The following is a 23009-nucleotide window of genomic DNA, read 5'->3' on the forward strand; positions in this document are numbered from 1 at the left end:
TACGGCCGATGTAATTTTACTTTATAGAGAAATTGTATACAAAGTCCCGTTTAAAGCAAAGGAAGTGCGGCCCGTTTCTTCAGAGACAACTAAAATAAGGGCATCGCTTTTTTCTGATAAGCCAATTGCAGCTCTGTGACGTGTCCCTAGTTCAGGATCAACTTCTGTGCTTTTCGTTAATGGAAGAATATTAGCAGCAGAAACAATATGGTTATTTTTAACGAGAACGGCTCCGTCATGAAGAGGGTTCCCTGGATAAAAAATCGATTCGAGCAGTGGTGCGGTTAAATGAGCATGTAATGTTGTTCCAGTTTGAATACAAGATTCAAGTGGCTCGTTTCGTTCCACAACAATAAGAGCACCATGTTTTCTGGCACTTAAATGTTGAACAGCTGTTGTAATGAACTGTGAGCTTTCTGTATAAGGTGATAAATACGCTTGAATATAGTATGTAGCTGCCAGTGTTTGTACATTTGCTAACATATGATGAATATCTTCCATCTTGCACAAAATACATTCATCTTCTTTATCAATTGCCTGCCTCATAATTGATAATTCTTTTTCAGCAATTTCAATCATTTGCTTTGTTTGTATTTTGAGCTCTTCTGACAAGCCCCATTCTTGCATAATCTTCATTCCCTTTAGTGGAGTATTTAATCATAGTGTATACAAATATTCCTAGTAAAATCCTGTTAGATTGTAAAAAATATTGAGATACAGGTTGTTTTTTTCATATAATAAAGGTATGACAAGCGAGAGGAGATAGAAGTATGAACTGGAAACAAGAATTTAGTCGCTGGCTTTCATATGCAGAGTTAGATGCAGAACTAAAAGAACAGTTAGAAAACATGAAGCAAGATGAGAAAAAAATCGAGGACAGCTTTTATAAAAATCTAGAATTCGGCACAGGTGGTATGCGTGGTGAACTTGGTGCTGGTACGAACCGTCTGAACGTATATACAGTTCGTAAAGCGACACAAGGATTAGCGGAGTTTATTGAAAAGTTAGGTGAAGAAGCGAAGAAGCGTGGTGTTGTTGTAGCGTATGATTCTCGTCATAAATCACCTGAGTTCGCAATGGAAGTTGCTGCTACACTAGGTGCACACGGCATTACAACATATGTGTTTGAAAGCTTACGTCCAACGCCAGTGCTTTCTTTCGCAGTTCGTCATTTACATACAGTGAGTGGAATCGTTCTTACTGCAAGTCATAATCCGCCTGAATATAACGGTTATAAAGTATACGGTGAAGATGGTGGACAGTTGCCTCCGAAAGAAGCTGATGAATTAATTAGCTACGTAAACGCAGTGGAAGATGAATTAACAGTTGAGGTTGCTGATGTGGAGCAATTAAAAGCTGACGGTTTATTACATATTATTGGACAAGAAGTCGATGATGCATATGCTGCAGAATTGAACAATGTCATTATTAATAAAGAAATGGTGGAAAAGGCCGGCAAAGATTTAAAAATCGTCTTCACACCACTACACGGAACATCAAATATTTCTGTACGCCGTGGTTTAAAAGAAGTTGGATTTACAGATGTAACAGTTGTAAAAGAGCAAGAGTTACCAGATCCGAACTTCTCTACAGTAAAATCGCCGAACCCAGAAGAGCATGCAGCATTTGAATATGCAATTCGTGAAGGTGAGAAGGTAGGCGCAGATGTGTTAATCGCAACGGATCCTGACGCAGATCGCCTTGGTGTAGCAGTTCGTAATCACGATGGTGAGTTCCAAGTATTAACTGGTAACCAAACAGGTGCATTAATGCTTGATTACTTATTATCTCAAAAGAAAGAAAACGGAACGCTACCAGAGAACGGTGTTGTATTAAAAACAATCGTAACGTCTGAAATTGGTCGTACAATCGCGAAAGCATACGGTTTAGATACAGTTGATACGTTAACTGGATTTAAATTTATCGGTGAGAAAATTAAACAGTATGAAGAAAGCAGACAATACGAATTCCAATTCGGTTATGAGGAAAGCTATGGTTATTTAATCCGTCCATTCTGCCGTGATAAAGATGCAGTACAATCTGTTCTATTTGCATGTGAAGTAGCTGCGTACTACAAATCACAAGGTAAAACGTTATATGATGGTCTATTAGAAGTGTTTGAGAAATACGGTTTCTTCCGTGAAGATCTTGTATCGTTAACGCTAAAAGGAAAAGATGGAGCGGAACAAATCCAAGAAATGATGGCAACATTCCGTGAAAATCCTCCGAAAGAAGTAGCGGGCTTAACAGTTGTAGCAGTTGAAGACTATAAAGCAAGCATTATTACATCTTTACAAGATGGACATAAAGAAGAGATTCACTTACCGAAATCAAATGTGTTAAAATATCAATTAGAAGATGGTTCTTGGTTCTGCCTACGTCCATCTGGAACTGAACCGAAGATTAAGTTCTACTTCGGTGTTCAAGATAATTCTTTACAAAATAGTGAACAAAAGTTACTTACTATTAAAGAAGATATTATGAATCGTTTATAATATAAAGTAATTTTAAGTAGTAAGGAACAAAAGGGAGCGAAATCTCCCTTTTGTTTTATGTAGGAAATGATTGCTATTAATTCCGACAGGAGAGAGGGTATTTTGTGATGAAAAAAGTAAGAAAAGCGATAATCCCAGCAGCTGGATTAGGAACACGTTTTTTACCAGCAACGAAAGCGATGCCGAAAGAAATGTTACCGATTGTTGATAAACCAACTATCCAATACATTGTAGAAGAAGCAGTAAAATCAGGAATCGAAGATATTATTATCGTTACTGGTAAAACGAAGCGTGCTATTGAAGATCATTTTGATAATGCATTTGAGTTAGAGCAAAACTTATTAGAAAAGAAAAAGTATGAGTTACTTGAAAAAGTACAGGCTTCTTCAAAAATGGTAGACATTCACTACATTCGTCAAAAAGAACCAAAAGGATTAGGTCACGCTGTTTGGTGTGCGCGTAAATTCATTGGTGATGAGCCATTCGCTGTTTTATTAGGTGATGATATCGTTCAAGCTGAAAAACCATGTTTACGTCAATTAATTGAAGAATATGATAAAACGCTTTCTTCTGTTATTGGCGTACAAACGGTTCCAGAAGATGAAACACACCGTTACGGAATTATCGATCCGTTAGAGCAGGAAGGACGTCGTTACCAAGTTCGCAATTTCGTTGAGAAACCAGCAGCAGGTACAGCACCTTCAAACTTAGCAATTATGGGACGTTACGTTTTAACACCTGAAATCTTCATGTTCTTAGATCAGCAACATGTTGGTGCTGGTGGCGAAATTCAGTTAACAGATGCTATCCAAAGTTTAAACGAAATTCAACGTGTATTCGCTTACGACTTCGAAGGAAAGCGCTACGACGTAGGTGAAAAGTTAGGATTTGTTCAAACAACAATCGAAATGGCACTGCAACACCCAGAATTACGTGATGACATGGTTACGATGATGAAGAAAATTTTAGAAGAACAAGCGAATCAAGAGTCTTAATATAAAAAAGGAGTTGTTCCTACTGGAACAACTCCTTTTTCTTATGAAATCGTCGAATGAGAATGCTGATAAGCTGAACGACGTACAGCATAGTATATACGAGGTGCGATAATAGCACCGATAATGGTAAATGCAATATCTTTTACTGCGAACCACATCATAATCATCCAAGCAGCTTTATAGCTCATATTACCACCCATGAAGAGATTGACTGCCCCGTACATGTAAGTAGTACCGATAATATACGTTAAAATGATTCCTGTGAACGAAGCAATTGCAAATGTACTGAATGTCGGTCGTTCTTTTTGTTCTACTAGTTTTCCTGATACGTAAGCAACGATAATAAATGCAATAATAAAACCACCAGTAGGATCTAAAAGTGCTCCAAATCCAGCTTTGAAGTTAGCGAAGATTGGTGCACCTGCTACTCCAACGAGCATGTAAACGGTCATTGATAATGCACCAAGTCTACTTCCAAGAAGAAGCCCTGCTAAAATTGCGAAAAATGGTTGCATAGATAATGGGATGCCCGCTACTTGCAGGAATGGTGCCCAAGATACAATATTTGCACCAATGGCCATAAGAGCGACGAACATGGCAGCTAATGCTAAATCTAAAACATGAAATCTTCTCATAATGTTAACCTCCTGTTGTTTTTAGGTTAACATTATCGTAGCGAAACTATTTACTTGTTGTCAATTAAAATATTTTGATAAGAAGTCTTCAAATAGTCTCTTAACAACGTATAAGGAATACGAAATTGCGGAATTCCACTTGAATAAGGGGCAATCTCATATAAAGGGAAATAAATGACGAGATTGTCCGGTTCTAAAAAGAAGTGGAACTTTTTCGTGTTCATGACTTTTTCAGATGCATCAGGAAAATAAATACTTTCATTTTGTTTAATTTGTCTTACAATCTCAGCACGAATTACTTCTTTGTATGCATCTTTTTGTTGAAATAAATCGTCTAAGTGTAGTAACTTTTTTTCGTTTAAATCGAATGTGTTTGCCTTCCACGTATAAAGACCATGTGCTCCGCCTGTATATTGATAGTAATTCAAATATAGGCTAAGAAAAGGTGGTTTATTTAAAGAGACTTTATAATCAACATTCGCCACGTATGGATGAAATGGTATACTTGACCCTTCTGTTTCTTTATAATATTTTTTTGCGTCTTTTTCTAATTTGGTTTTAAATTTGTCAGTAGATTTTTTGTAATAGAAATTGAGCTTATTTTGAAATTTAGAATCGGAAAAGTTATGAAAAGAAGGTCTGTTAATTTGATATTCTATATAAGGTTTCTTACCTTTTTGCGTGACAGTCTGAACATCGATTGTCAGGTTAGATGCTTTGGCTGCTAGTGCACAATTTGGTACAATAGTCAGCAAGGAGCACATAAGCAGTAATATACAAAATTTCTGTTTCATTTAGGTGAAACCTCCTTATATAAGTGTTATAAGTAGTTTGAAAATAAATAGGTAAAATTATACATTTTATTAAAGTAAGAGAAGGGGGAAACGATATGGCAAAAACTTTAATGGATTCACTTGGAATTGAGTTGTTAGAGATGACAGAAGATAAGGTGGTTGCTACAATGCCGGTAGATGAGCGTACGCATCAGCCATTTGGATTTTTACATGGTGGTGCTTCTGTTGCGTTGGCGGAAACAGTAGCAAGCGTTGGTTCATACAATTTAATTGATCAAGAAAAATGTATTTGTTTCGGTTTAGAAATTAATGCAAATCATATTCGCTCAAAGAAAGATGGAATTGTAACAGCGATCGGAACACCGATACATAGAGGAAACTCAACGATGGTTTGGGATGTACGTATCATTGATGAGAATGACGATTTATTATGTATTTCAAGATGTACAGTAGCAATTAAAGAAAAACGTGAAAAGTAAAAAAAGAGGCGCTCATTAGAGCAGCCTCTTTTTCTTATAATTAGAACTGGATTTTCTTCTCTAAGAAACCTTTTAGTTCGCTAATTGGCATACGAACTTGTTCCATTGTGTCACGGTCACGTACTGTAACAGCTTTGTCTTCAACTGAGTCGAAGTCATAAGTGATACAGAATGGTGTACCGATTTCGTCTTGACGACGGTAACGTTTACCGATAGAACCAGTTTCGTCAAAGTCTACCATGAAGTCTTTAGCTAGTTCTGCAAATACTTCAGTAGCACCTTCAGATAGCTTTTTAGATAATGGTAAGATCGCTGCTTTGTATGGTGCTAAAGCAGGGTGGAAACGAAGAACTGTACGAGAATCGTTTTCTAATTGCTCTTCTTCATATGCATCACATAAGAACGCTAATGTTACGCGGTCAGCACCTAAAGATGGCTCGATGCAGTACGGTACGTAACGCTCATTCGTTTGTGGATCAATATAGTTAAAGTCTTCGTTAGAGTGTTCCATGTGACGTTTTAAATCGAAGTCTGTACGAGATGCAACGCCCCATAGTTCGCCCCAACCGAATGGGAATTTGAATTCAATGTCAGTTGTTGCGTTACTGTAGTGAGATAATTCCTCTTCACCGTGGTCACGAAGACGCATGCTTTCTTCAGTCATACCAAGTGAAAGTAACCAGTTCTTACAAGTTTCACGCCAGAATGCGAACCACTCTAAATCTTCACCAGGCTTACAGAAGAATTCAAGTTCCATTTGTTCGAATTCACGTGTACGGAATGTGAAGTTACCAGGCGTGATTTCGTTACGGAAGCTCTTACCGATTTGGCCAATACCAAATGGAAGTTTTTTACGCATAGAGCGTTGTACGTTTTTGAAGTTTACGAAAATACCTTGTGCTGTTTCTGGACGAAGGAAGATTTCGTTTGTGCTAGACTCTGTAACACCTTGGAATGTTTTGAACATTAAGTTGAACTGACGGATTTCAGTGAATTCTTCACTACCGCAATCAGGACATTTTACTTCATGTTCTTTCATTAAGTCAGCCATTTGGTCGAAAGTAAGACCATCAACAACCATTTCGATGCCTTTTGCATCTAATGCATCTTCAATTAATTTGTCTGCACGGTGACGCGCTTTACATTTTTTACAGTCGATCATTGGATCGTTGAAGTTACCAACGTGACCAGAAGCGATCCAAGTTTTTGGATTCATTAAAATAGCTGCGTCTAAACCAACGTTGTATGGAGATTCTTGAATGAATTTTTTCCACCAAGCTTTTTTAACGTTATTTTTTAATTCGATTCCAAGTGGACCGTAATCCCAAGTGTTTGCAAGACCACCGTAAATTTCAGAACCAGGGAAAACAAAACCGCGATGTTTCGCTAAGTTTACTACTTGTTCCATTGAATACATAAGAAAATCCTCCTTTTGAAAGTTAACGTATTGGCGATGACGTGCTCAGGTAACTTGTGAAACGAGCAGTATATGCTTTGAAAAACATAAAAAAACGCTCATCCCAAGGCTTAATTGCCTAGGGACGAGCGTTTGCCCGCGGTTCCACCCTAGTTGATACACAAAAGGTGCATCCACTTTATCACGTATTGCTCGAGACTGCCGTTTCCTTGCGGCTTCAGGCTTTCACTATCCCTGAATCGCTTTTTGTGCAAGTACTTATAAGTCCGTCATCGCTACTTATATTAATAATAATGAACATATTCTAACACGTTCTTTTTTAAATCTCAATAGAGGAACGCGTCTATCTATGATAGAGTCTCGCCTATTTTTTCGTTATTTATTCCGTAATTTTGTTTAATGTGCTTAATTGCTTCACGCCTGCTGAGCGGGGCAAGCTCGTTATTTTGCACGTATTCCCAAACGACATCGGGCTTTGTTTTTGCATATTCACGAAGGACCCATCCAATCGCTTTTTGAATGAAAAATTCTTTCGAAGAATGTAGTTGTCCAATAACCCAAAAAAGAAGTTCTTCATCCATCTTTTGTTTATATTTTAGCTGGAATAAAATAGCGGCGCGTTGTAACCATATGTTATCTGATGCAATCCATTTTGGAATATAGGCAGAAATCAATTCTGGATGTTGTAAAAAGATATTACCTAAAAAGGTAGGGACGATGCTATCGACAGTGTCCCACCAAGATTTTGTTACAATAAGTTCTTCTAAGAAGGGGATATGCGTTTCGTTTATATGCTTTTTATATTTTTGCATCATATCGAGTGCGGCTGCCTGAAATTCTCGTTCTGGTAAATCCCACAGCTCACGTACGATAATTTGGAAGTCTTTTGGATCTGGGAGAGTATGTATTTGGATGACGTCTTTTAATAATTGTCTTCTTTCAGGTGTTTGAATACCGAGAAACGGGAAGTGATTTTTCATATAACGTGCCATCGGTTCTGCTTTTTCCGGATTTTTGTGAGCTATGAAATACTCTTGTAATGCTTTTACAAATGGATGCATCGGTTGTTCTCCTCTCTTATTATCTTACTCCTATTATTATACAGAGAGTTTGGTTGAATTTTAAAACATAACTTGCAATGCAATGAAATATGTTGAGAGTAGAGAGGAGAGGATAAGATGGAAGATCAAGGCTTACTAGCAGGTTTCTTTGCTCTTAGTTTTGCGTTTATTCTTGTTATATTGATTTGGGCAGTTATTGCGTATTTGTTAACGGCTTTTGCACTGTATACGATGGCGAAAAATGACGGTGCAACGGATGGAGTTCTAGCATTTATTCCTTTTTTAAATAGTAAAATATGGGGTGATTTAGCGAAAGATAAATTACCAGATTTCTTGAAAGAAGAAGCAGGATGGAAAGTATTCGGCATATATGTCGCATGTTTTATTTTTAATTTCGTACCAATTTTATATTTAATAGCAACAGCTGTATCCATTGTGTTGTCTATTTATCTTATCTACGCTATTTTAGACAGATATGGAACGAACTCTATATTATTTACGATTATTCATGTCATCACATTTTCAGTGTTCTTGCCGATTCACTTGTTCATTATCAGAAATGAGCCGGTGAGGTATAACGAGTAAGTTTAATTTAAATATGTGTAATGAAAAAAGCGCCCTGGTTATCAGAGCGCTTTTTGTGCTACATAAGGTAGCGTACATAAATATAAATATGAGAAATGATTAATGAAACGATCATAATTGGGAAACCGACTTTAAGGAAGTCCATGTAGCTAAATTTATGTCCTTCGCGGCTTGCGATACCTGCGACAATTACGTTAGCAGAAGCGCCGATTAATGTTCCGTTTCCGCCTAGACAAGCACCTAATGCTAATGCCCACCATAATACGTCGATTTGTGCGTCAGCAGGTGATAAACCTAATCCGACAGCCATATCGTTAATAAGAGGAATCATTGTTGCAACGAATGGAATGTTATCAATTGTTGCAGAGGCGATACCAGATACCCATAAAATAAGGATAGATGCGTAAGAAATATCTCCGCCTGTTATGCCAATTACTTTTTGAGCTAACATTTTAATAAGACCGATATCGATAAGTCCTCCAACGAGTACGAATAGTCCTGCGAAGAAGAAGATTGTTACCCATTCTACACTTGCGAATACTTCTTCAATTTCATGTTCTTTCACACCGATTAACATAAGTACAGTAGCACCAGTTAAAGCGATGATAGCTGCATCAACGTGGAAAATGGAATGAGTCATGAAACCTACAATTGTAAGTCCAAGCACTGTTAAAGATTTTTTCATTAATACTGGATCTTTAATATATTGCTTTTCATCTAAACTCATTAATTTTTTAACTTGTACAGGATCAGCGATTAATTGTTTGCGGTACATGAAGTAAAGTATTGTCGCTGTCACACCAATGATAATAATTACGATTGGCGCTAAGTTTAGTAAGAAAGCATTGAAATCTAAATGCTTATTGGCAGAACCAATCATAATGTTAGGTGGATCACCAATTAATGTTGCTGTTCCCCCAATGTTTGAAAAAATAATTTCAGAAAGTAAATAAGGGACAGGATTTACTTGCAGTATGCGCGTAATAGATAAAGTAACTGGAACAACAAGAAGTACAGTTGTAACGTTATCTAAAAACGCGGAACCAAGTGCAGTAAGTAAGGAAAGTGAAATTAAAATTTTAATTGGATTTCCTTGCGCTCCTTTTGCTGCTTTAATGGCAACGTATTGGAAGACGCCCGATTTACTCGTAATGTTCACCAAAATCATCATACCGATGAGTAGTGTAATCGTCCCCCATTCAATATGTTTCGTAAAGGCATTGTGTAAATCAACAACCCCCATAATTACCATGAGTGCTGCACCAAGAAGTGCGATGACAGCGCGATTAATTTTTTCAGAAATAATAATGGCATATGTAATTAAAAAGACTGCGATAGCAAAATAATACTGCCAGTTTGCGAGCTCTTGCGTTGTTTCGTGCAAAACTCTCATCTCCTTTCATTCACTTTTCTTAGTGTGTCAAAAATGAACTAGATGAAACACACATAACGTCATTATAAAGTAGAAAAATGTCGGATGTAAATGAAAGGGCTTATTTTGTTATATTTTCTGCAAAGGTTACTTTTTCTTATTTTTAAAAATATTTGCGGGCATTTGACATATATATAAGATACATCCAATCTGAATATTTAAAATGGAATTAGCATTCGAGCTTGTTCGTGTAGGAGTGTCAAATAGAAAGGAATGACAAAGATGATAAGGAAGGGATCGTATGAATGAACAACAATTTTTATTTTTGGATTTTGAGTTTACGATGCCTCAGCACAGAAAAAAACCAAAAGGATTTTTCCCGGAGATTATTGAGGTAGGACTCGTTTCGGTTGTTGGCTGTAAGGTAGAAGATACGTATTCAGCTCATGTTAGGCCGAAAACTTTTCCATCTTTAACGGATCGATGTAAGAAGTTTTTAGGGATTAAACAAGAAGTCGTAGATAAAGGAATTTCGTTTCCAGAACTCGTTGAAAAACTTGCAGAATATGAAAAGAGATGTAAACCGACCATTGTTACGTGGGGAAATATGGATATGAAAGTGTTGAAGCATAATTGTGAAAAAGCGGGAGTAGATTTTCCTTTCCAAGGACAGTGTCGTGATTTATCACTTGAGTATAAGAAGTTTTTTGGTGAGAGAAATCAAACAGGATTGTGGAAAGCAATTGAGGCGTATGGAAAAGTAGGGACGGGTAAGCATCATTGTGCGCTAGATGATGCGATGACGACGTATAATATTTTTAAGTTAGTAGAAAAAGATAAAGAGTATTTAGTGAAACCAGCACCTCCAACATTAGGGGAACTCGTTGATTTTTCAAAAGTGTTAAAGAAAGTGAGTACACAGTAACGACCAAATTGCACAGTATGTAATTTGGTCGTTTTGTTTTTTTAAAGTTTATAGTCTTTTTTTAATTGTTCTAATGTTTCTAGACTACGAACTGCAAAAGGTGAATCATCTTCAGAAAATGAATTCATTTGAGTTTCTAATGCTAATTTGAGTGAATCTGTATAATCTGGAATTTCTCCTTCATATTTCTTCACCATTTGCTCTGGAATGTTCGTCTGTTCACGAAAAGCTAAAGCACGTCTTTCGTGGAAAAATGGTACGTCAGCTTGTTTTACGTTATGTAAGTCACCTTGCACCGGATGTTTTAAAACAGCTAATACTTTTACGACGTAACTGCCAGGGCGGCTATTTGTAACTTCGCCAATGTATTTTCCCGTTTTATAAATACCAGTAACGATTTCGCCAATTTCAAATGTTTCTCTCATATTTTTCACCTCAAGTTTATAGTAAGGAAAGTAGGATAAGGAGTCAAAGAAATCATTCGCTTTCGGAATGCCCCCTTGAGAATGTGGATAGGTTCCACTATAATTTAAGATAATATAACAGAAAATTCTGATGTTTTGTGAATCCTATAATAAGGAGTGATCTATATGATGCCATTATATTTTCCAGAAGATAAAACAGAATATATTATTCCAGGGATTGTTTGTGTTCTATTTATTATCGGTGCGGTTGCCACGTGGCGTATGTTCATTCGTGTATCAAAACGAGAAGCAGATCGATTACAGAAAGTTGAAGAAAAGCTGTTAGCTGAAAAGAAACAGTAACTCATTTTTGTATGTTTCCCTCTATGCTCGGACAATCTAAGGGCAGAATGTATTTTGGAGGGAATAAAATGAAAAAACGGCTTTTTTTCAGTTGTTGTTTACTATTTCTGATGGCAGGTTGTGACCAAGGAAAGCCGAAAGAAATTGACGTGAAATTACATAATGCTTCAGGTGATGAAGTGGGGACTGCGAAAGTAGTGCAGCAAACAAGCGGAGTAAAAATTAAGATTAAAGGGGAAGGGTTCACACCTGGCCCGCACGGCATACATGTACATGAAATTGGTGAGTGTAAAGCACCTCGTTTTGAATCAGCTGGAAATCATTTTAATCCAGATGATAAAAAGCATGGACTACTCAATCCGAAGGGTGCAGAAAACGGTGATTTACCGAACGTAATTGCAGACGGTTCTGGGAAAATTAAAGCAGAAATTGATGCGCCACATATAACGCTTGAAGAAGGGAAAACGACGATTCATAGAAAAGATGGAGCGTCTATTATTATTACAGAAAACCCTGATGATGGTATGACTCAACCGACAGGTAAATCAGGTGATCGAATTGCTTGTGGTGTTATTGTAAAAAAAGCGTCGGATATGAAGAAAAAGTAAAAGCTACCGTGCGCGGTAGCTTTTTTGTGTAGTGTAAGTGAAAATATATCAGCGATTATTGGAATATATCGACCGTAACTCAAAATATATCGACTTACCGACAAAAGTTGACAAAGGAGGCTGTCCCAAACAGTCTCCTTTCTTATTATGAAAACGTATGGCGCAGCCTATTTAAAATTTCTTCTAAAACAGACCTTGGACAGCCGATGTTAATTCGAATATGTTCTTCGCCGCCTAATCCGTATTTCTCACCAGGCTCAACAATAATTTTTCCTTTTTCTTCGAGCAATTTAGTGCGCTCATCTTGAGAAAGCTGTAGGCGAGAGCAATCAATCCATAATAAAAAGCTACCTTCTGGCTTCGTTACGGAAAGAGTAGGTATGTGATCTTTAATATATTTACAAGCAAATTGAGCATTATCTTCTATATATAATCGAATTTCATTTAGCCAATCATTACATTCTGTATAGGCACTTACCATCGCTGTATAGGCAAATGTATTTAATCCGTGGAAGCCTTGTCTATATTGGATAGATGTAAAGGCTTGACGGAGTTTTTCATTTGGAATGATAATAATCGATGCTTGTAATCCAGCGATATTAAATGTTTTACTTGGAGCCATACAAGTTATCGTGCGCGCTGCTAGTTCTTCAGATAAAGAAGCGAACGGTGTATGTGTATGATTTGCATAAATAATATCGGAATGAATTTCATCTGCGACAACGATTACATTATATTTGGTACATAAAGATCCAAGCTTTGTTAATTCTTCTTTCGTCCAAACACGACCTATCGGGTTGTGAGGACTGCAAAGAAGCATAAGTTTGACGCCTTGTTGAAATTGCTTTTCTAAATGCTCGAAGTCTATCGCATATGTATCATTTTGTTTCTGTAATGGACTTACGCATAATTGTCTATTGTTTGTTGTGACCATTTCGAAAAATGGGGGATAAATAGGTGGTTGTACGAGAACGGATTCGTTTTCCTTTGTGAAGGCCTGTATGCTCGTACTAAGAGCTGGAACGATTCCGGCGCTAAAGACAATCCATTCTTTTTGAATATCCCAGTTGTACTGTTTTTTTGTCCAGTTACAAATAATATCGCCAATATTTTCGGGAGGAAGTGTATAGCCGAAAATAGGATGCTCGATACGTTGCTTTAAAGCAGTTTGAATTGGTTGTGGTACTTCAAAATCCATATCAGCAATCCACGCGTGGATAAGTTCTTCGTTTTTATATGTATCCCATTTTGTACTATGAGTTCCACGGCGATTGACTGCTTTATGAAATAGTTGCATAAGTTTGCTCCCTTCTTCTGTAAAACCGTTAAGTTATGAAAGTTCTCTCTCTTCTTATAGAATAGCTGATGTGATAGGATAAAGAAAAGTATTAAAAAGTGAAAAGGCGGGAAGCGAATGGGTACATATGAAAAGATGATAGAGGTTGTGAAGAATTGGGATCCGTTTCAAATGGGACCGGAGTTTTATGAAACAGAAGCGAGCGATGTTGTGAATGTCGCAAGTGTGTTTGATGATTCAAAATACATCGCAAAGAAGATTCAACATATATACTTTATGTCTTTTGAGGAAGTACCTGCGCTTGAAAAATGTGAGAAGTTAGCTGTGGAATTACTTGTAATAAAAGAAGGCGGAAGTTGTTCATTGTAGGCTGTCGGAATTTCCGACAGCCTCTTTGATATTATTGCGCAGAAAAAGCGATAATTTCTTCATAAACATGTTCCGGTTTTTCTTCAGGTAGTAAATGCCCTGTATTTTCGTAAGAAATAAATTTCGAATTCGGTAAATCTTTGTGCAGACGATGACCTACATGTACAGGGACGACACGATCTTTCTCACCCCAAATGAGTAGAGTAGGTGTTTCGATTTTTTGTAATTCAGTTGAAGATAAGTCACCTTCACGATCTCGTATCATACGAGTTAAAGCGGGGAATATACGGTTGTCATAAAAAGGAGCAGAGTAACCTGCCTTCATTTCATCGTCAATTAATGAATGATCATGAACGACATTCATTAAGTTATGAACAATGCCGCGCCGTATAATCCAATTCTTTACGTATAAATGAAAGAACGGTAAATAAGAAGAGTACAGTAAAGGTAAAGTTGCGCGTGCTAAATAGCTAGAGCTACATAGTAAAATTGTCTTTGAAATTAATTCAGGACGTATACGGTTTACGTAAAGTGAAATTTGGCCGCCCATAGAATGTCCAACTAACACAATGTTTGAGAGAGATAAGTGTTCAATTAAATCGATTATAATCGTTGCTAAATTATGATAAGAATACTTAAATAGATGAGACTTATCACTCTTCCCGAACGGTGGTAAATCAAGAGCAATGACTGTTCCTTCTTTCGATAATAAAGGAATTAGACGGCGGTAGCTGAATGAGGAAGATAAAAAGCCGTGAACGAGTACGAAAGTAGGACGTTCTGTTTTATTTTCATGTTCATACAATTCGTAATGAACAGTAGTGCCGCGAGTGGAAAAAGTGAAATAAGGACAAGTAGATTCGTGATTCATTTTTTGTCACTCCATTGATTTTTGTTCATATCATTTCCAAGGCAGAAAAAAATATGTTAACAAAAAAAGGCAAGATGACGATGTCATCTTGCCTTTCGTACATTCAGTATTACCCGCGAACAATATTAGGCGGTGTTTTTCCTTGTAACGCTGCAACTAAATTTTCAGCGGCGGTCATAGCCATTTGTTGCCTAGTTTTTAATGTTGCAGATCCGATATGTGGTAAGGTCACAACATTTTGTAAGGATAAGAGCGGATTGTCTTTTTGAATCGGCTCTTGTGTAAAAGTATCGATGCCCGCTGCAAAGATTTTCTTTTCTGTTAACGCATCGATTAACGCTTCTTCATCTACTGTTTTCCCGCGAGAAGCATTAATGAAGATAGCTGTTTCTTTCATGAATGAAAATTCCTTTTCTCCGATAAGATGGTACGTTTCATCTGTTAATGGAGTAAGAAGAACGATAAAGTCAGACTGCTTTAGAAGCGTCTGTAAATCACAATATGTAGCATCGAATTTTTGTTCAGCTTCTTCTTTTCGGCGACGGTTATAATAAAGAACATCCATATCAAATCCGAATTTCGCTCGTTTTGCAACAGCTTCACCAATTCGGCCCATACCGATAATGCCGATTGTACTATGGTGTACATCTAGCCCAAAGTGCTCTTTTCCAATTTCCGCATTCCATTTACCATTTTTTACGTAGGAGTCGAGTTCACAAACACGACGACCAGCAGATAACATAAGAGCAAAAACGAGGTCAGCTACTGTATCATCTAGTACGTAAGGTGTATTTGTTCCGATGACATTGCGCTTTTCCATCGCTTGTAAATCAAAATTATCGTAACCGACAGAAATGTTGCTTACTACTTTTAAGTTAGGAGCCGCCTCCAATAATTCTTCATTAATAGCAGATCCGAAATTTAATAAACCATCTTTATCTTGTATTTTCTCTAGTAGAACATCACGAGGTACCTTCTCATTTTGCTCCCATTTTTCATAATCACAGTGTTCTGATAAATAGTTTTCTACAAATGTTGGAACTGGTTCAGCAATATAAACTTTTGGTTTCACGATTCCATCCCCTTTCGCTTTATCACGCATTTTTCTGCTGATTAAAGTTTCACTTTACCCCGCTTTAACGGACAGTAAGCCTCTCGCCTCAAAAAGAAGCTCAAGCGAAGAGGTTAGGCGGGAGAGCAACTGTCCGCAAAAGCCCGATTGGTGCGGGCTAATAATCCATGGGATGAACCTTTCCATGGATTAAAGTTTCACTTTATTTTGACATAATTCACTAAAAAAATCTTCTTTTCAAACTGGAAAGGCTATTTGTATAATTTAGACACAAACGAAAAGGAAGGATGATTTATATGGTGACAGAAAAAGAATTAGAATTATTAGCTTGTCTTGAAAAAAGTAGTCGATTATCTGTAGATACATTAGCGAAGCTGTTAAATATAGAAGTAGAAGAAGTAAAGAAAATGGTTGAAAAATTAGAAGCGGAAAAGATTATTGTGGATTATGTCACACATATCGATTGGACGAAGGTGAAAGAACATACAGGTTTAACGGCGATGATTGATGTGAAAGTTACGCCAAAGCACGGCGTTGGGTTCGATGCGGTTGCTGAGCAAATTTATCGTTATTCAGAAGTGAAATCTGTGTATTTAATGTCAGGGACATATGATCTTTCTATTACGTTAGAAGGAAAGACAATGGGAGAAGTAGCGATGTTTGTTTCTGAGAAATTAGCAACAATTGAATCTGTCGTTTCTACGACAACGCATTTCATTTTGAAGAAATATAAACATGAGGGAATTATCTATGAAAAAAATGATGATGATAAGCGAATTGTGGTGACACCATGAAGCAATTTGAACTATCTAGAGCGGCAGAATCATTACAACCATCTGGTATTCGAAAGTTTTTCGATTTAGCAGCTAATATGAAAGGTGTTATTTCTCTTGGAGTAGGAGAACCAGACTTCATTACGCCATGGAATGTAAGGCAAGCATGTATCCGTTCTTTAGAACAAGGATATACGTCATATACAGCAAATGCAGGATTATTGGAGCTCCGTCAAGAAATAGCAAAGTATCTAAAAAAACAATTTGCAGTATCATATGATCCAAACGATGAAATCATTGTTACAGTTGGAGCGAGTCAGGCGTTAGATGTAGCGATGCGCGCCATTATAAATCCTGATGATGAGGTACTCATTATTGAGCCAAGTTTCGTTTCTTATGCCCCGCTTGTGACATTAGCTGGAGGGGTTCCAGTTCCTGTGGCTACTACTTTAGAAAATGAATTTAAAGTACAACCAGAACAAATTGAGGCAGCTATTACAGCGAAGACAAAGGCAATTTTACTTTGTTCACCAAATAACCCAACAGGTGCAATGTTAAATAAGTCCGAGCTTGAAGAAATAGCAGTGATTGTTGAGAAGTACAATTTAATCGTATTATCTGATGAAATTTATGCAGAACTTGTATACGACGAAGCATATACAAGTTTCGCGAGTATTAAAAATATGCGCGAGCATACGATTTTAATTTCAGGATTTTCAAAAGGATTTGCGATGACAGGGTGGCGCCTTGGTATGATTGCAGCTCCTGTTCACTTTTCAGAATTAATGCTCAAAATTCACCAATATTCCATGATGTGTGCCCCGACGATGTCTCAGTTTGCAGCACTTGAAGCGTTACGTGCGGGAAATGAGGAAGTAATTCGAATGAGAGATAGTTATAAGAAACGCCGTAATTTTATGACGACATCTTTCAATGAAATGGGATTAACATGTCATGTGCCGGGCGGAGCGTTTTATGTCTTTCCTTCCATATCTTCAACTGGACTATCTTCGGCGGAATTTGCAGAACAGTTATTACTAGAAGAAAAAGTGGCTGTTGTACCTGGAAGTGTATTTGGCGAAAGTGGTGAAGGATTTATTCGTTGTTCATATGCAACATCGCTTGAACAGCTTATGGAAGCAATGAAGAGAATGGAACGGTTCGTAGAGAATAAAAAAAGGACAAAACACAATACGTTTTGTCCATAAAAGGGGGGGAATACTAGAAAGCCATGTGTTAGTATTCTATCCTAATATTGGAGAATTATACTTACTTAAGGAAATTTTTTCATGAATTTTGAATGAGCTCTGTCATAGTGGTATAATTTACTAATATAAGGTATGCGTATCCTGAGTTGCTTTACTTAGGGTACGTATTAACTAATCGGATATTTAACAATAAATCATCTGCTTTGCTATCTACAATTGTAGAGAAAATGGTAAACGTATGGGAGTGTTTCATATGTCAGAACAATATACAACAGGAGTGGTTGTAACAGGGAAAGTGACTGGGATTCAAGATTACGGTGCATTTGTAGCGTTAGATGCAGAAACACAAGGACTTGTGCATATATCTGAAATTACAAATGGATATGTAAAGGATATTCATGACTTTTTAAAAGTCGGCGATACAGTAGAAGTAAAAGTACTTTCAATTGATGAAGAACACAGAAAAATGAGTTTATCGTTAAAAGCGGCGAAAAGAAAACAAGGACGGATTCTTATACCGAATCCATCTAAGGACGGATTTAATACGCTGCGAGAAAAGCTAACAGAATGGATTGAAGAGTCCGAGTTAACAAAGTAAAAGAGGAGCGCATATGAGCGTTCCTCTTTTACTTTTTCTTATGATATATATTTGCAAATATGATTGCATGCAATCATATTCGTATGTCGGAGGTGAAGTAGAGACATACTGATTAGCGAATTTCGTTCGTTTCTGGGTGAGTACCAAGATTTTCTGATGGTTTAAAGAGTAAACCAAGATTGATAAGCCCAGAAATACCAACGATGCCGTAAATAATACGTGCAAGAGCTGAGTTTTGTCCACCGAAAATGGCTGCCACTAAGTCAAACTGGAAGAACCCGATTAGTCCCCAGTTTACAGCGCCAATTACAGTAAAGACTAATGCGATACGTTGTAAAGTACTCATGAAAAAGCCCCCCTTAATTGTGAAGCATGAGCAAGCGATGAGTTAATTAACTCTTTTATAGAATAGGGTAGTTATGTTGTTTTTATACATAAAAAATGTTCGAAATAGGATGTATATACATCTATACCGAAAAATGCGAATTTTTATGCAAAAAATGAACTTTTTTTAAAAAATATATATTGGTTACGTTTACAAGGGGTGAATCGCTTGATTTACAACTTCAGTTTCGCTAAAGTGAATACAGAAATACATATCCATAATTGGAGGGAAAAAGATGAGTACACATGTAACGTTCGACTATTCTAAAGCGTTATCCTTCATCGGTGAACATGAAATCACTTATTTACGTGATGCAGTGAAAGTAACACATCACGCAATCCACGAAAAAACTGGAGCTGGGAACGATTTCCTTGGGTGGGTAGACCTTCCGCTTCAATATGACAAAGAAGAATTTGCTCGCATTCAAAAATGCGCAGAAAAAATTAAAAATGACTCTGACATTTTACTTGTTGTAGGTATCGGTGGTTCTTACCTAGGAGCACGTGCAGCAATTGAAATGTTAAACCATTCTTTCTACAACACACTTTCTAAAGAACAACGTAAAACTCCACAAGTGCTATTTGTTGGACAAAACATTAGCTCCACTTACATGAAAGATTTAATGGATGTATTAGAAGGTAAAGACTTCTCTATTAACGTTATTTCCAAATCAGGTACAACGACAGAGCCAGCACTAGCATTCCGTATTTTCCGTAAGTTATTAGAAGAAAAGTATGGAAAAGAAGAAGCTCGCAAACGTATTTATGCAACTACAGATAAAGCGCGTGGTGCATTAAAAACATTAGCTGATAATGAAGGTTACGAAACATTCGTTATTCCAGATGATGTTGGAGGACGTTTCTCTGTATTAACGCCAGTTGGTTTATTGCCAATCGCAGTAAGTGGCTTAAATATTGAAGAGATGATGAAAGGTGCAGCTGCTGGTCGTGAGGACTTCGGTACATCAGAACTAGAAGAAAACCCAGCTTACCAATACGCAGTAGTTCGTAACGCTCTATACAATAAAGGAAAAACAATTGAAATGCTTGTTAACTATGAGCCAGCACTTCAATACTTCGCTGAGTGGTGGAAACAGTTATTTGGTGAAAGTGAAGGAAAAGATCAAAAAGGTATTTTCCCATCTTCAGCAAACTTCTCAACTGACTTACATTCATTAGGTCAATACGTTCAAGAAGGTCGTCGTGACTTATTTGAAACAGTTCTAAAAGTAGGTAAACCTACACATGAACTAACAATCGAATCAGAAGAAAACGATTTAGATGGATTAAACTACCTTGCTGGTGAAACTGTAGACTTCGTAAACACGAAAGCATACGAAGGTACATTACTTGCACATAGCGATGGCGGAGTACCAAACTTAATCGTAAATATTCCTGAATTAAATGAGTACACATTCGGTTACCTTGTATACTTCTTCGAAAAAGCATGTGCGATGAGCGGCTACTTATTAGGCGTAAATCCATTTGACCAACCAGGAGTAGAAGCATACAAGAAAAACATGTTTGCTTTACTTGGTAAACCAGGATTTGAAGAATTAAAAGCAGAATTAGAAGAGCGTTTAAAATAATAAAAAGCGGCCGGATTCCGGCCGCTTTTTATTATTTCATCGAAAAGTCCATCAGTATATTCAAACTAGAGTGGGTATGCTAAAGAAAAAGTCTAGGAGGGATGGGCTTGATTCCAATTCAATCAAATTTAGAAGGACGTACATATGCGTTATATAAGTTAGAAGAAATAATGAAGCCACTTGGGTATAGCATTGGCGGCAATTGGGATTATGAGAAAGGATGCTTTGATTATAAAATTGATGAAGAAGATGGCTATCAATTTTTACGAGTGCCATTTACAGCGGTTGAAGGAGAATTAGATGTACCTGGTGTAGTAGTTCGTCTTGGAACGCCGTATATTCTTTCGCACGTATATCAAGACGAACTAGATGATCATGTAAATACGTTAACAGCTGGAACGAGTGGAATGGATCAATTTGCTGAGCCGAAAGATCCAGATGGAGATGTGAAAAGAAAATATATCAATATTGGGAAAGTGCTCATGCAAGAATTAGAGCGTCATTTTACTAATGGTGAATAACGATGAGTATGTCGCTTTCAATGAGAACAAAGGAATGAACTGGATTAATCATATATTGTTCGTCGCGCTTTATACCTAGTAAGAGAATGTTTTGTTTTAAAAGAGTATAGCTACAATTGGCAAAAGTTTGTCCGGTGCAGGACATGGGAAGCTCCATCAGTTGTAATTTATTATCAGAGATTTCGTCGTAAAGTGAAAATAGTACACCTGAAATGGAAGGGAATAAAAGAGAAGCGGTAAATACATAGCTCGTTAATTTATTTCCTTCTATAATTTCTGACACGCCAGCTCTCGTTGCATTTTGTATTTGTTCAGAAGTAAGAAGTTCAGCGATGCAGTGAATGTTTGGGTTGAGCCCTTTTGCAGTTAAAATATTTAAAATGGACTGTGTATCCGCTAAGCTTTCGTTTTTTTCTTTATCGGCTGTTATTAATATGGTGTGTGCCGTTGTAATATTAGCTTTTAATAACGTTTGATCGTGATGGGGGCACCCCTTTATAAATTCTAAATGATGAAATGGTTTTGGCAGTAAAGAAAGTGTTTCATCAATTAAAACGATATCAAGGTTTGGTTGTAGTACGTGCATTTGTTTTACAACATGTTTTGCTCGTTCATTCCAGCCGACAATAATCATATGACCGTTAGAAGTCGCAGCTTCTTCTCCTTTAATTTTCATATATTGTTTATTAATCATTTCAGTAGCAAACAGCACCATATAATAAGAACAAAATCCAGTTCCTAATAAAATAATACTCATACCGATAAGTTTCCCGATTAGTGTATGAGGGGCAAAGTCACCATAGCCAACAGTGAAAATTGTAACGATTGACCACCAAATTCCATCAAACCATGTGGTAAAGTGTGATGGTTCTAATCTATGTATAAGAAAACCGGAAAAAGCAGTAAGTATAACAATAAAGCAAATTAAACGAAAAATAATGGAATCACGAAATGTATCTACTAAATTCGGACGGGATTTCAATTGCCTATTCCTCCTTACTTTGCAGGACTACATTCATTGTTGCCATTATAGAAAAAAGAAAAACTCTCTAATTGAAAAGAGAGTTTGTTTTACGTTACATACTTTCCACTTCAGTTTGTTGAACACTTTCGAGATGCTGGAGAGCATAGTAAACATCAGCAGTATGTCTTTTTTGATCGATACATAATTTAAGATGTAAATAGTGAGAACCATTTTCTAACGTTTTAAGCTTCATATTCTTCACTTTTATATCCATTTCTTTTATTTCTTCAATTACAACCGGGATATTGTCCATATTTCGCACAACAAGTTTTACTGCGATATCACGTTGACGAAATGATCTAGGCCCTACAAATTTCATTGTTAATGGTATAAGTTCAACGCTAATCATAAGGAAACACATTCCGAAAATTGCTTCGATATAGAACCCAGCTCCAACAGCAATACCAATACCAGATGCGCCCCAAATCATAGCAGCAGTTGTTAATCCGGCAATACTATCGTTTCCTCTACGTAAAATAACACCGGCACCTAAAAAACCAATCCCTGATACAATTTGAGCGGCAAGTCGAAGTGGGTCCATATTCATATGATCAGTATGTGGTAAATTGTAAGCTGCTTTAATAGAAACAATGGTCAGGAGGCAACTAATGATAGAAATAACTAAACACGTTTTTAAACCAAGTGGTTTACGTTTTAATTCGCGCTCTAAACCGATGGCGAACCCTAAAATAGCCGAGAGACCTAGTTTGATTAATAAATCGGTATAGTCCATATATATTCCTCCTTGTATCGTATCGTATATAAATAAAACGTTTATTATAGAAAGAAACGTTTTTGGATAGAGTGACTTTATATAGAATATATGTAGGAATCTCTTAGAAATGAAAGAGATATTTCGTTTAAGTATATGATATTAAAAAAGAAATGTAGTTAATTTAAAAAAAGTTTATAAAAGGTGTTGCATTTCATTTTTCTGCATGATATATTAATAACCGTCGCTGATGCAGAAACGCAGAAAACGACAAAAAAGAAATTGAAAAACTTAGTTGACATCGAAAAACGAAGATGTTAACATAAGGGAGTCGCAAATGAGCGACCAAGTAGTTCTTTGAAAACTGAACGAAACAAACAACGTGAAACGTCAATTTTTATTTTAGATGCTAGACAAACTAACTTTATTGGAGAGTTTGATCCTGGCTCAGGATGAAC

At 36.9% G+C, this 23009-nt stretch carries 26 protein-coding genes; 13 read left to right on the forward strand and 13 right to left on the reverse strand.

Features of this window, described 5'->3' with window-relative positions; translation table 11 throughout:
• Positions 1-21 precede the first annotated feature (21 nt).
• A complete protein-coding gene (gene cdaS, locus MR070_RS23375) occupies positions 22-627 on the reverse strand; it encodes a sporulation-specific diadenylate cyclase CdaS (protein ID WP_001158738.1) in 606 nt (201 codons plus the stop codon).
• 143 nt (positions 628-770) lie between these two features.
• Between cdaS and MR070_RS23380 the strand changes: the two genes are divergently transcribed.
• Both MR070_RS23380 and galU read left to right on the forward strand, forming a co-directional pair.
• A complete protein-coding gene (locus MR070_RS23380; RefSeq protein ID WP_242262090.1) occupies positions 771-2495 on the forward strand; it encodes a phospho-sugar mutase in 1725 nt (574 codons plus the stop codon).
• 107 nt (positions 2496-2602) lie between these two features.
• On the forward strand, positions 2603-3490 hold the full coding sequence (galU, locus tag MR070_RS23385; RefSeq protein ID WP_044791680.1) for a UTP--glucose-1-phosphate uridylyltransferase GalU: 888 nt from the start codon (positions 2603-2605) through the stop codon (positions 3488-3490).
• Between the two features lie 41 nt (positions 3491-3531).
• Here the strand turns inward: galU and MR070_RS23390 are convergent, their stop codons facing one another.
• Together MR070_RS23390 and MR070_RS23395 are read right to left on the reverse strand one after the other, a co-directional pair.
• Positions 3532-4125: a biotin transporter BioY gene (locus MR070_RS23390; RefSeq protein WP_001252165.1), complete on the reverse strand. Its 594-nt coding sequence runs from the start codon at positions 4123-4125 to the stop codon at positions 3532-3534.
• A gap of 50 nt (positions 4126-4175) precedes the next feature.
• Positions 4176-4919 (reverse strand): DUF3298 and DUF4163 domain-containing protein, encoded by a 744-nt coding sequence (locus MR070_RS23395; RefSeq protein WP_242262091.1) that lies wholly within the window; start codon positions 4917-4919, stop codon positions 4176-4178.
• A 95-nt stretch (positions 4920-5014) separates the two neighbouring features.
• Between MR070_RS23395 and MR070_RS23400 the strand changes: the two genes are divergently transcribed.
• The gene (locus MR070_RS23400; RefSeq protein WP_001140611.1) at positions 5015-5398 is read left to right on the forward strand and encodes a hotdog fold thioesterase; all 384 of its coding nucleotides are present in this window, start codon (positions 5015-5017) and stop codon (positions 5396-5398) included.
• A 40-nt stretch (positions 5399-5438) separates the two neighbouring features.
• Here MR070_RS23400 and MR070_RS23405 read toward each other — a convergent pair whose 3' ends face one another.
• Both MR070_RS23405 and MR070_RS23410 read right to left on the reverse strand, forming a co-directional pair.
• A complete protein-coding gene (locus MR070_RS23405; RefSeq protein WP_000287154.1) occupies positions 5439-6815 on the reverse strand; it encodes a glycine--tRNA ligase in 1377 nt (458 codons plus the stop codon).
• Between the two features lie 347 nt (positions 6816-7162).
• A complete protein-coding gene (locus MR070_RS23410) occupies positions 7163-7876 on the reverse strand; it encodes a DNA alkylation repair protein (RefSeq protein WP_242262092.1) in 714 nt (237 codons plus the stop codon).
• Positions 7877-7993: 117 nt separating this feature from the next.
• Between MR070_RS23410 and MR070_RS23415 the strand changes: the two genes are divergently transcribed.
• Entirely contained in the window at positions 7994-8461 is a 468-nt protein-coding gene (locus MR070_RS23415; protein ID WP_000390057.1) for a hypothetical protein, read from the forward strand.
• A gap of 58 nt (positions 8462-8519) precedes the next feature.
• Here the strand turns inward: MR070_RS23415 and MR070_RS23420 are convergent, their stop codons facing one another.
• Positions 8520-9845, reverse strand: a complete 1326-nt coding sequence (locus MR070_RS23420; protein ID WP_000545225.1) for an ArsB/NhaD family transporter — start codon at positions 9843-9845, stop codon at positions 8520-8522.
• Positions 9846-10134: 289 nt separating this feature from the next.
• Between MR070_RS23420 and kapD the strand changes: the two genes are divergently transcribed.
• Positions 10135-10758 carry a 3'-5' exonuclease KapD gene (gene kapD / locus MR070_RS23425; RefSeq protein WP_001005369.1) on the forward strand — a complete coding sequence of 208 codons (624 nt, stop codon included), beginning with the start codon at positions 10135-10137 and terminating at the stop codon, positions 10756-10758.
• A gap of 41 nt (positions 10759-10799) precedes the next feature.
• Here kapD and kapB read toward each other — a convergent pair whose 3' ends face one another.
• On the reverse strand, positions 10800-11183 hold the full coding sequence (gene kapB / locus MR070_RS23430) for a kinase-associated lipoprotein KapB (protein WP_001209341.1): 384 nt from the start codon (positions 11181-11183) through the stop codon (positions 10800-10802).
• A 165-nt stretch (positions 11184-11348) separates the two neighbouring features.
• On the opposite strand from kapB, the gene MR070_RS23435 reads away from it, so the two are divergent.
• The gene (locus MR070_RS23435) at positions 11349-11525 is read left to right on the forward strand and encodes a hypothetical protein (protein ID WP_000982762.1); all 177 of its coding nucleotides are present in this window, start codon (positions 11349-11351) and stop codon (positions 11523-11525) included.
• Between the two features lie 68 nt (positions 11526-11593).
• The gene (gene sodC / locus MR070_RS23440; RefSeq protein ID WP_000746510.1) at positions 11594-12133 is read left to right on the forward strand and encodes a superoxide dismutase [Cu-Zn]; all 540 of its coding nucleotides are present in this window, start codon (positions 11594-11596) and stop codon (positions 12131-12133) included.
• A gap of 145 nt (positions 12134-12278) precedes the next feature.
• On the opposite strand, the gene MR070_RS23445 is transcribed toward sodC, so the two are convergent.
• On the reverse strand, positions 12279-13430 hold the full coding sequence (locus MR070_RS23445) for a MalY/PatB family protein (protein ID WP_001175836.1): 1152 nt from the start codon (positions 13428-13430) through the stop codon (positions 12279-12281).
• A gap of 117 nt (positions 13431-13547) precedes the next feature.
• Between MR070_RS23445 and MR070_RS23450 the strand changes: the two genes are divergently transcribed.
• Entirely contained in the window at positions 13548-13799 is a 252-nt protein-coding gene (locus MR070_RS23450; protein WP_000537636.1) for a YugE family protein, read from the forward strand.
• A 31-nt stretch (positions 13800-13830) separates the two neighbouring features.
• Here the strand turns inward: MR070_RS23450 and MR070_RS23455 are convergent, their stop codons facing one another.
• The gene (locus tag MR070_RS23455) at positions 13831-14670 is read right to left on the reverse strand and encodes an alpha/beta fold hydrolase (protein WP_001015187.1); all 840 of its coding nucleotides are present in this window, start codon (positions 14668-14670) and stop codon (positions 13831-13833) included.
• A gap of 109 nt (positions 14671-14779) precedes the next feature.
• A complete protein-coding gene (locus tag MR070_RS23460) occupies positions 14780-15772 on the reverse strand; it encodes a 2-hydroxyacid dehydrogenase (protein WP_242262093.1) in 993 nt (330 codons plus the stop codon).
• A 266-nt stretch (positions 15773-16038) separates the two neighbouring features.
• On the opposite strand from MR070_RS23460, the gene MR070_RS23465 reads away from it, so the two are divergent.
• The 3 genes from MR070_RS23465 (at position 16039) to yugI (ending at position 18321) form a co-directional block, all read left to right on the forward strand.
• The gene (locus MR070_RS23465) at positions 16039-16536 is read left to right on the forward strand and encodes an Lrp/AsnC family transcriptional regulator (protein ID WP_000255699.1); all 498 of its coding nucleotides are present in this window, start codon (positions 16039-16041) and stop codon (positions 16534-16536) included.
• Complete coding sequence (locus MR070_RS23470) at positions 16533-17723, forward strand: aminotransferase (RefSeq protein ID WP_000808504.1); 1191 nt, start codon at positions 16533-16535, stop codon at positions 17721-17723. The genes MR070_RS23465 and MR070_RS23470 overlap by 4 nt, the downstream gene beginning before the upstream one ends.
• Before the next feature lie 253 nt (positions 17724-17976).
• Positions 17977-18321, forward strand: coding sequence for a S1 domain-containing post-transcriptional regulator GSP13 (yugI, locus tag MR070_RS23475; RefSeq protein ID WP_000003767.1), 345 nt, complete (start codon positions 17977-17979; stop codon positions 18319-18321).
• A gap of 112 nt (positions 18322-18433) precedes the next feature.
• Here the strand turns inward: yugI and MR070_RS23480 are convergent, their stop codons facing one another.
• Positions 18434-18667, reverse strand: a complete 234-nt coding sequence (locus MR070_RS23480) for a DUF378 domain-containing protein (protein WP_000105788.1) — start codon at positions 18665-18667, stop codon at positions 18434-18436.
• A 274-nt stretch (positions 18668-18941) separates the two neighbouring features.
• Between MR070_RS23480 and MR070_RS23485 the strand changes: the two genes are divergently transcribed.
• Complete coding sequence (locus MR070_RS23485) at positions 18942-20294, forward strand: glucose-6-phosphate isomerase (RefSeq protein WP_000103660.1); 1353 nt, start codon at positions 18942-18944, stop codon at positions 20292-20294.
• A 107-nt stretch (positions 20295-20401) separates the two neighbouring features.
• Entirely contained in the window at positions 20402-20815 is a 414-nt protein-coding gene (locus MR070_RS23490) for a YugN-like family protein (protein WP_139896227.1), read from the forward strand.
• Here the strand turns inward: MR070_RS23490 and MR070_RS23495 are convergent.
• Together MR070_RS23495 and MR070_RS23500 are read right to left on the reverse strand one after the other, a co-directional pair.
• On the reverse strand, positions 20802-21797 hold the full coding sequence (locus MR070_RS23495) for a potassium channel family protein (protein WP_000842328.1): 996 nt from the start codon (positions 21795-21797) through the stop codon (positions 20802-20804). The genes MR070_RS23490 and MR070_RS23495 overlap by 14 nt on opposite strands.
• A gap of 94 nt (positions 21798-21891) precedes the next feature.
• Positions 21892-22572 carry an MgtC/SapB family protein gene (locus MR070_RS23500; protein ID WP_000386681.1) on the reverse strand — a complete coding sequence of 227 codons (681 nt, stop codon included), beginning with the start codon at positions 22570-22572 and terminating at the stop codon, positions 21892-21894.
• Positions 22573-23009: the final 437 nt, after the last annotated feature.

This window comes from Bacillus cereus group sp. BfR-BA-01453 (genome assembly GCF_022662915.1).
Taxonomy (GTDB): domain Bacteria; phylum Bacillota; class Bacilli; order Bacillales; family Bacillaceae_G; genus Bacillus_A; species Bacillus_A paranthracis.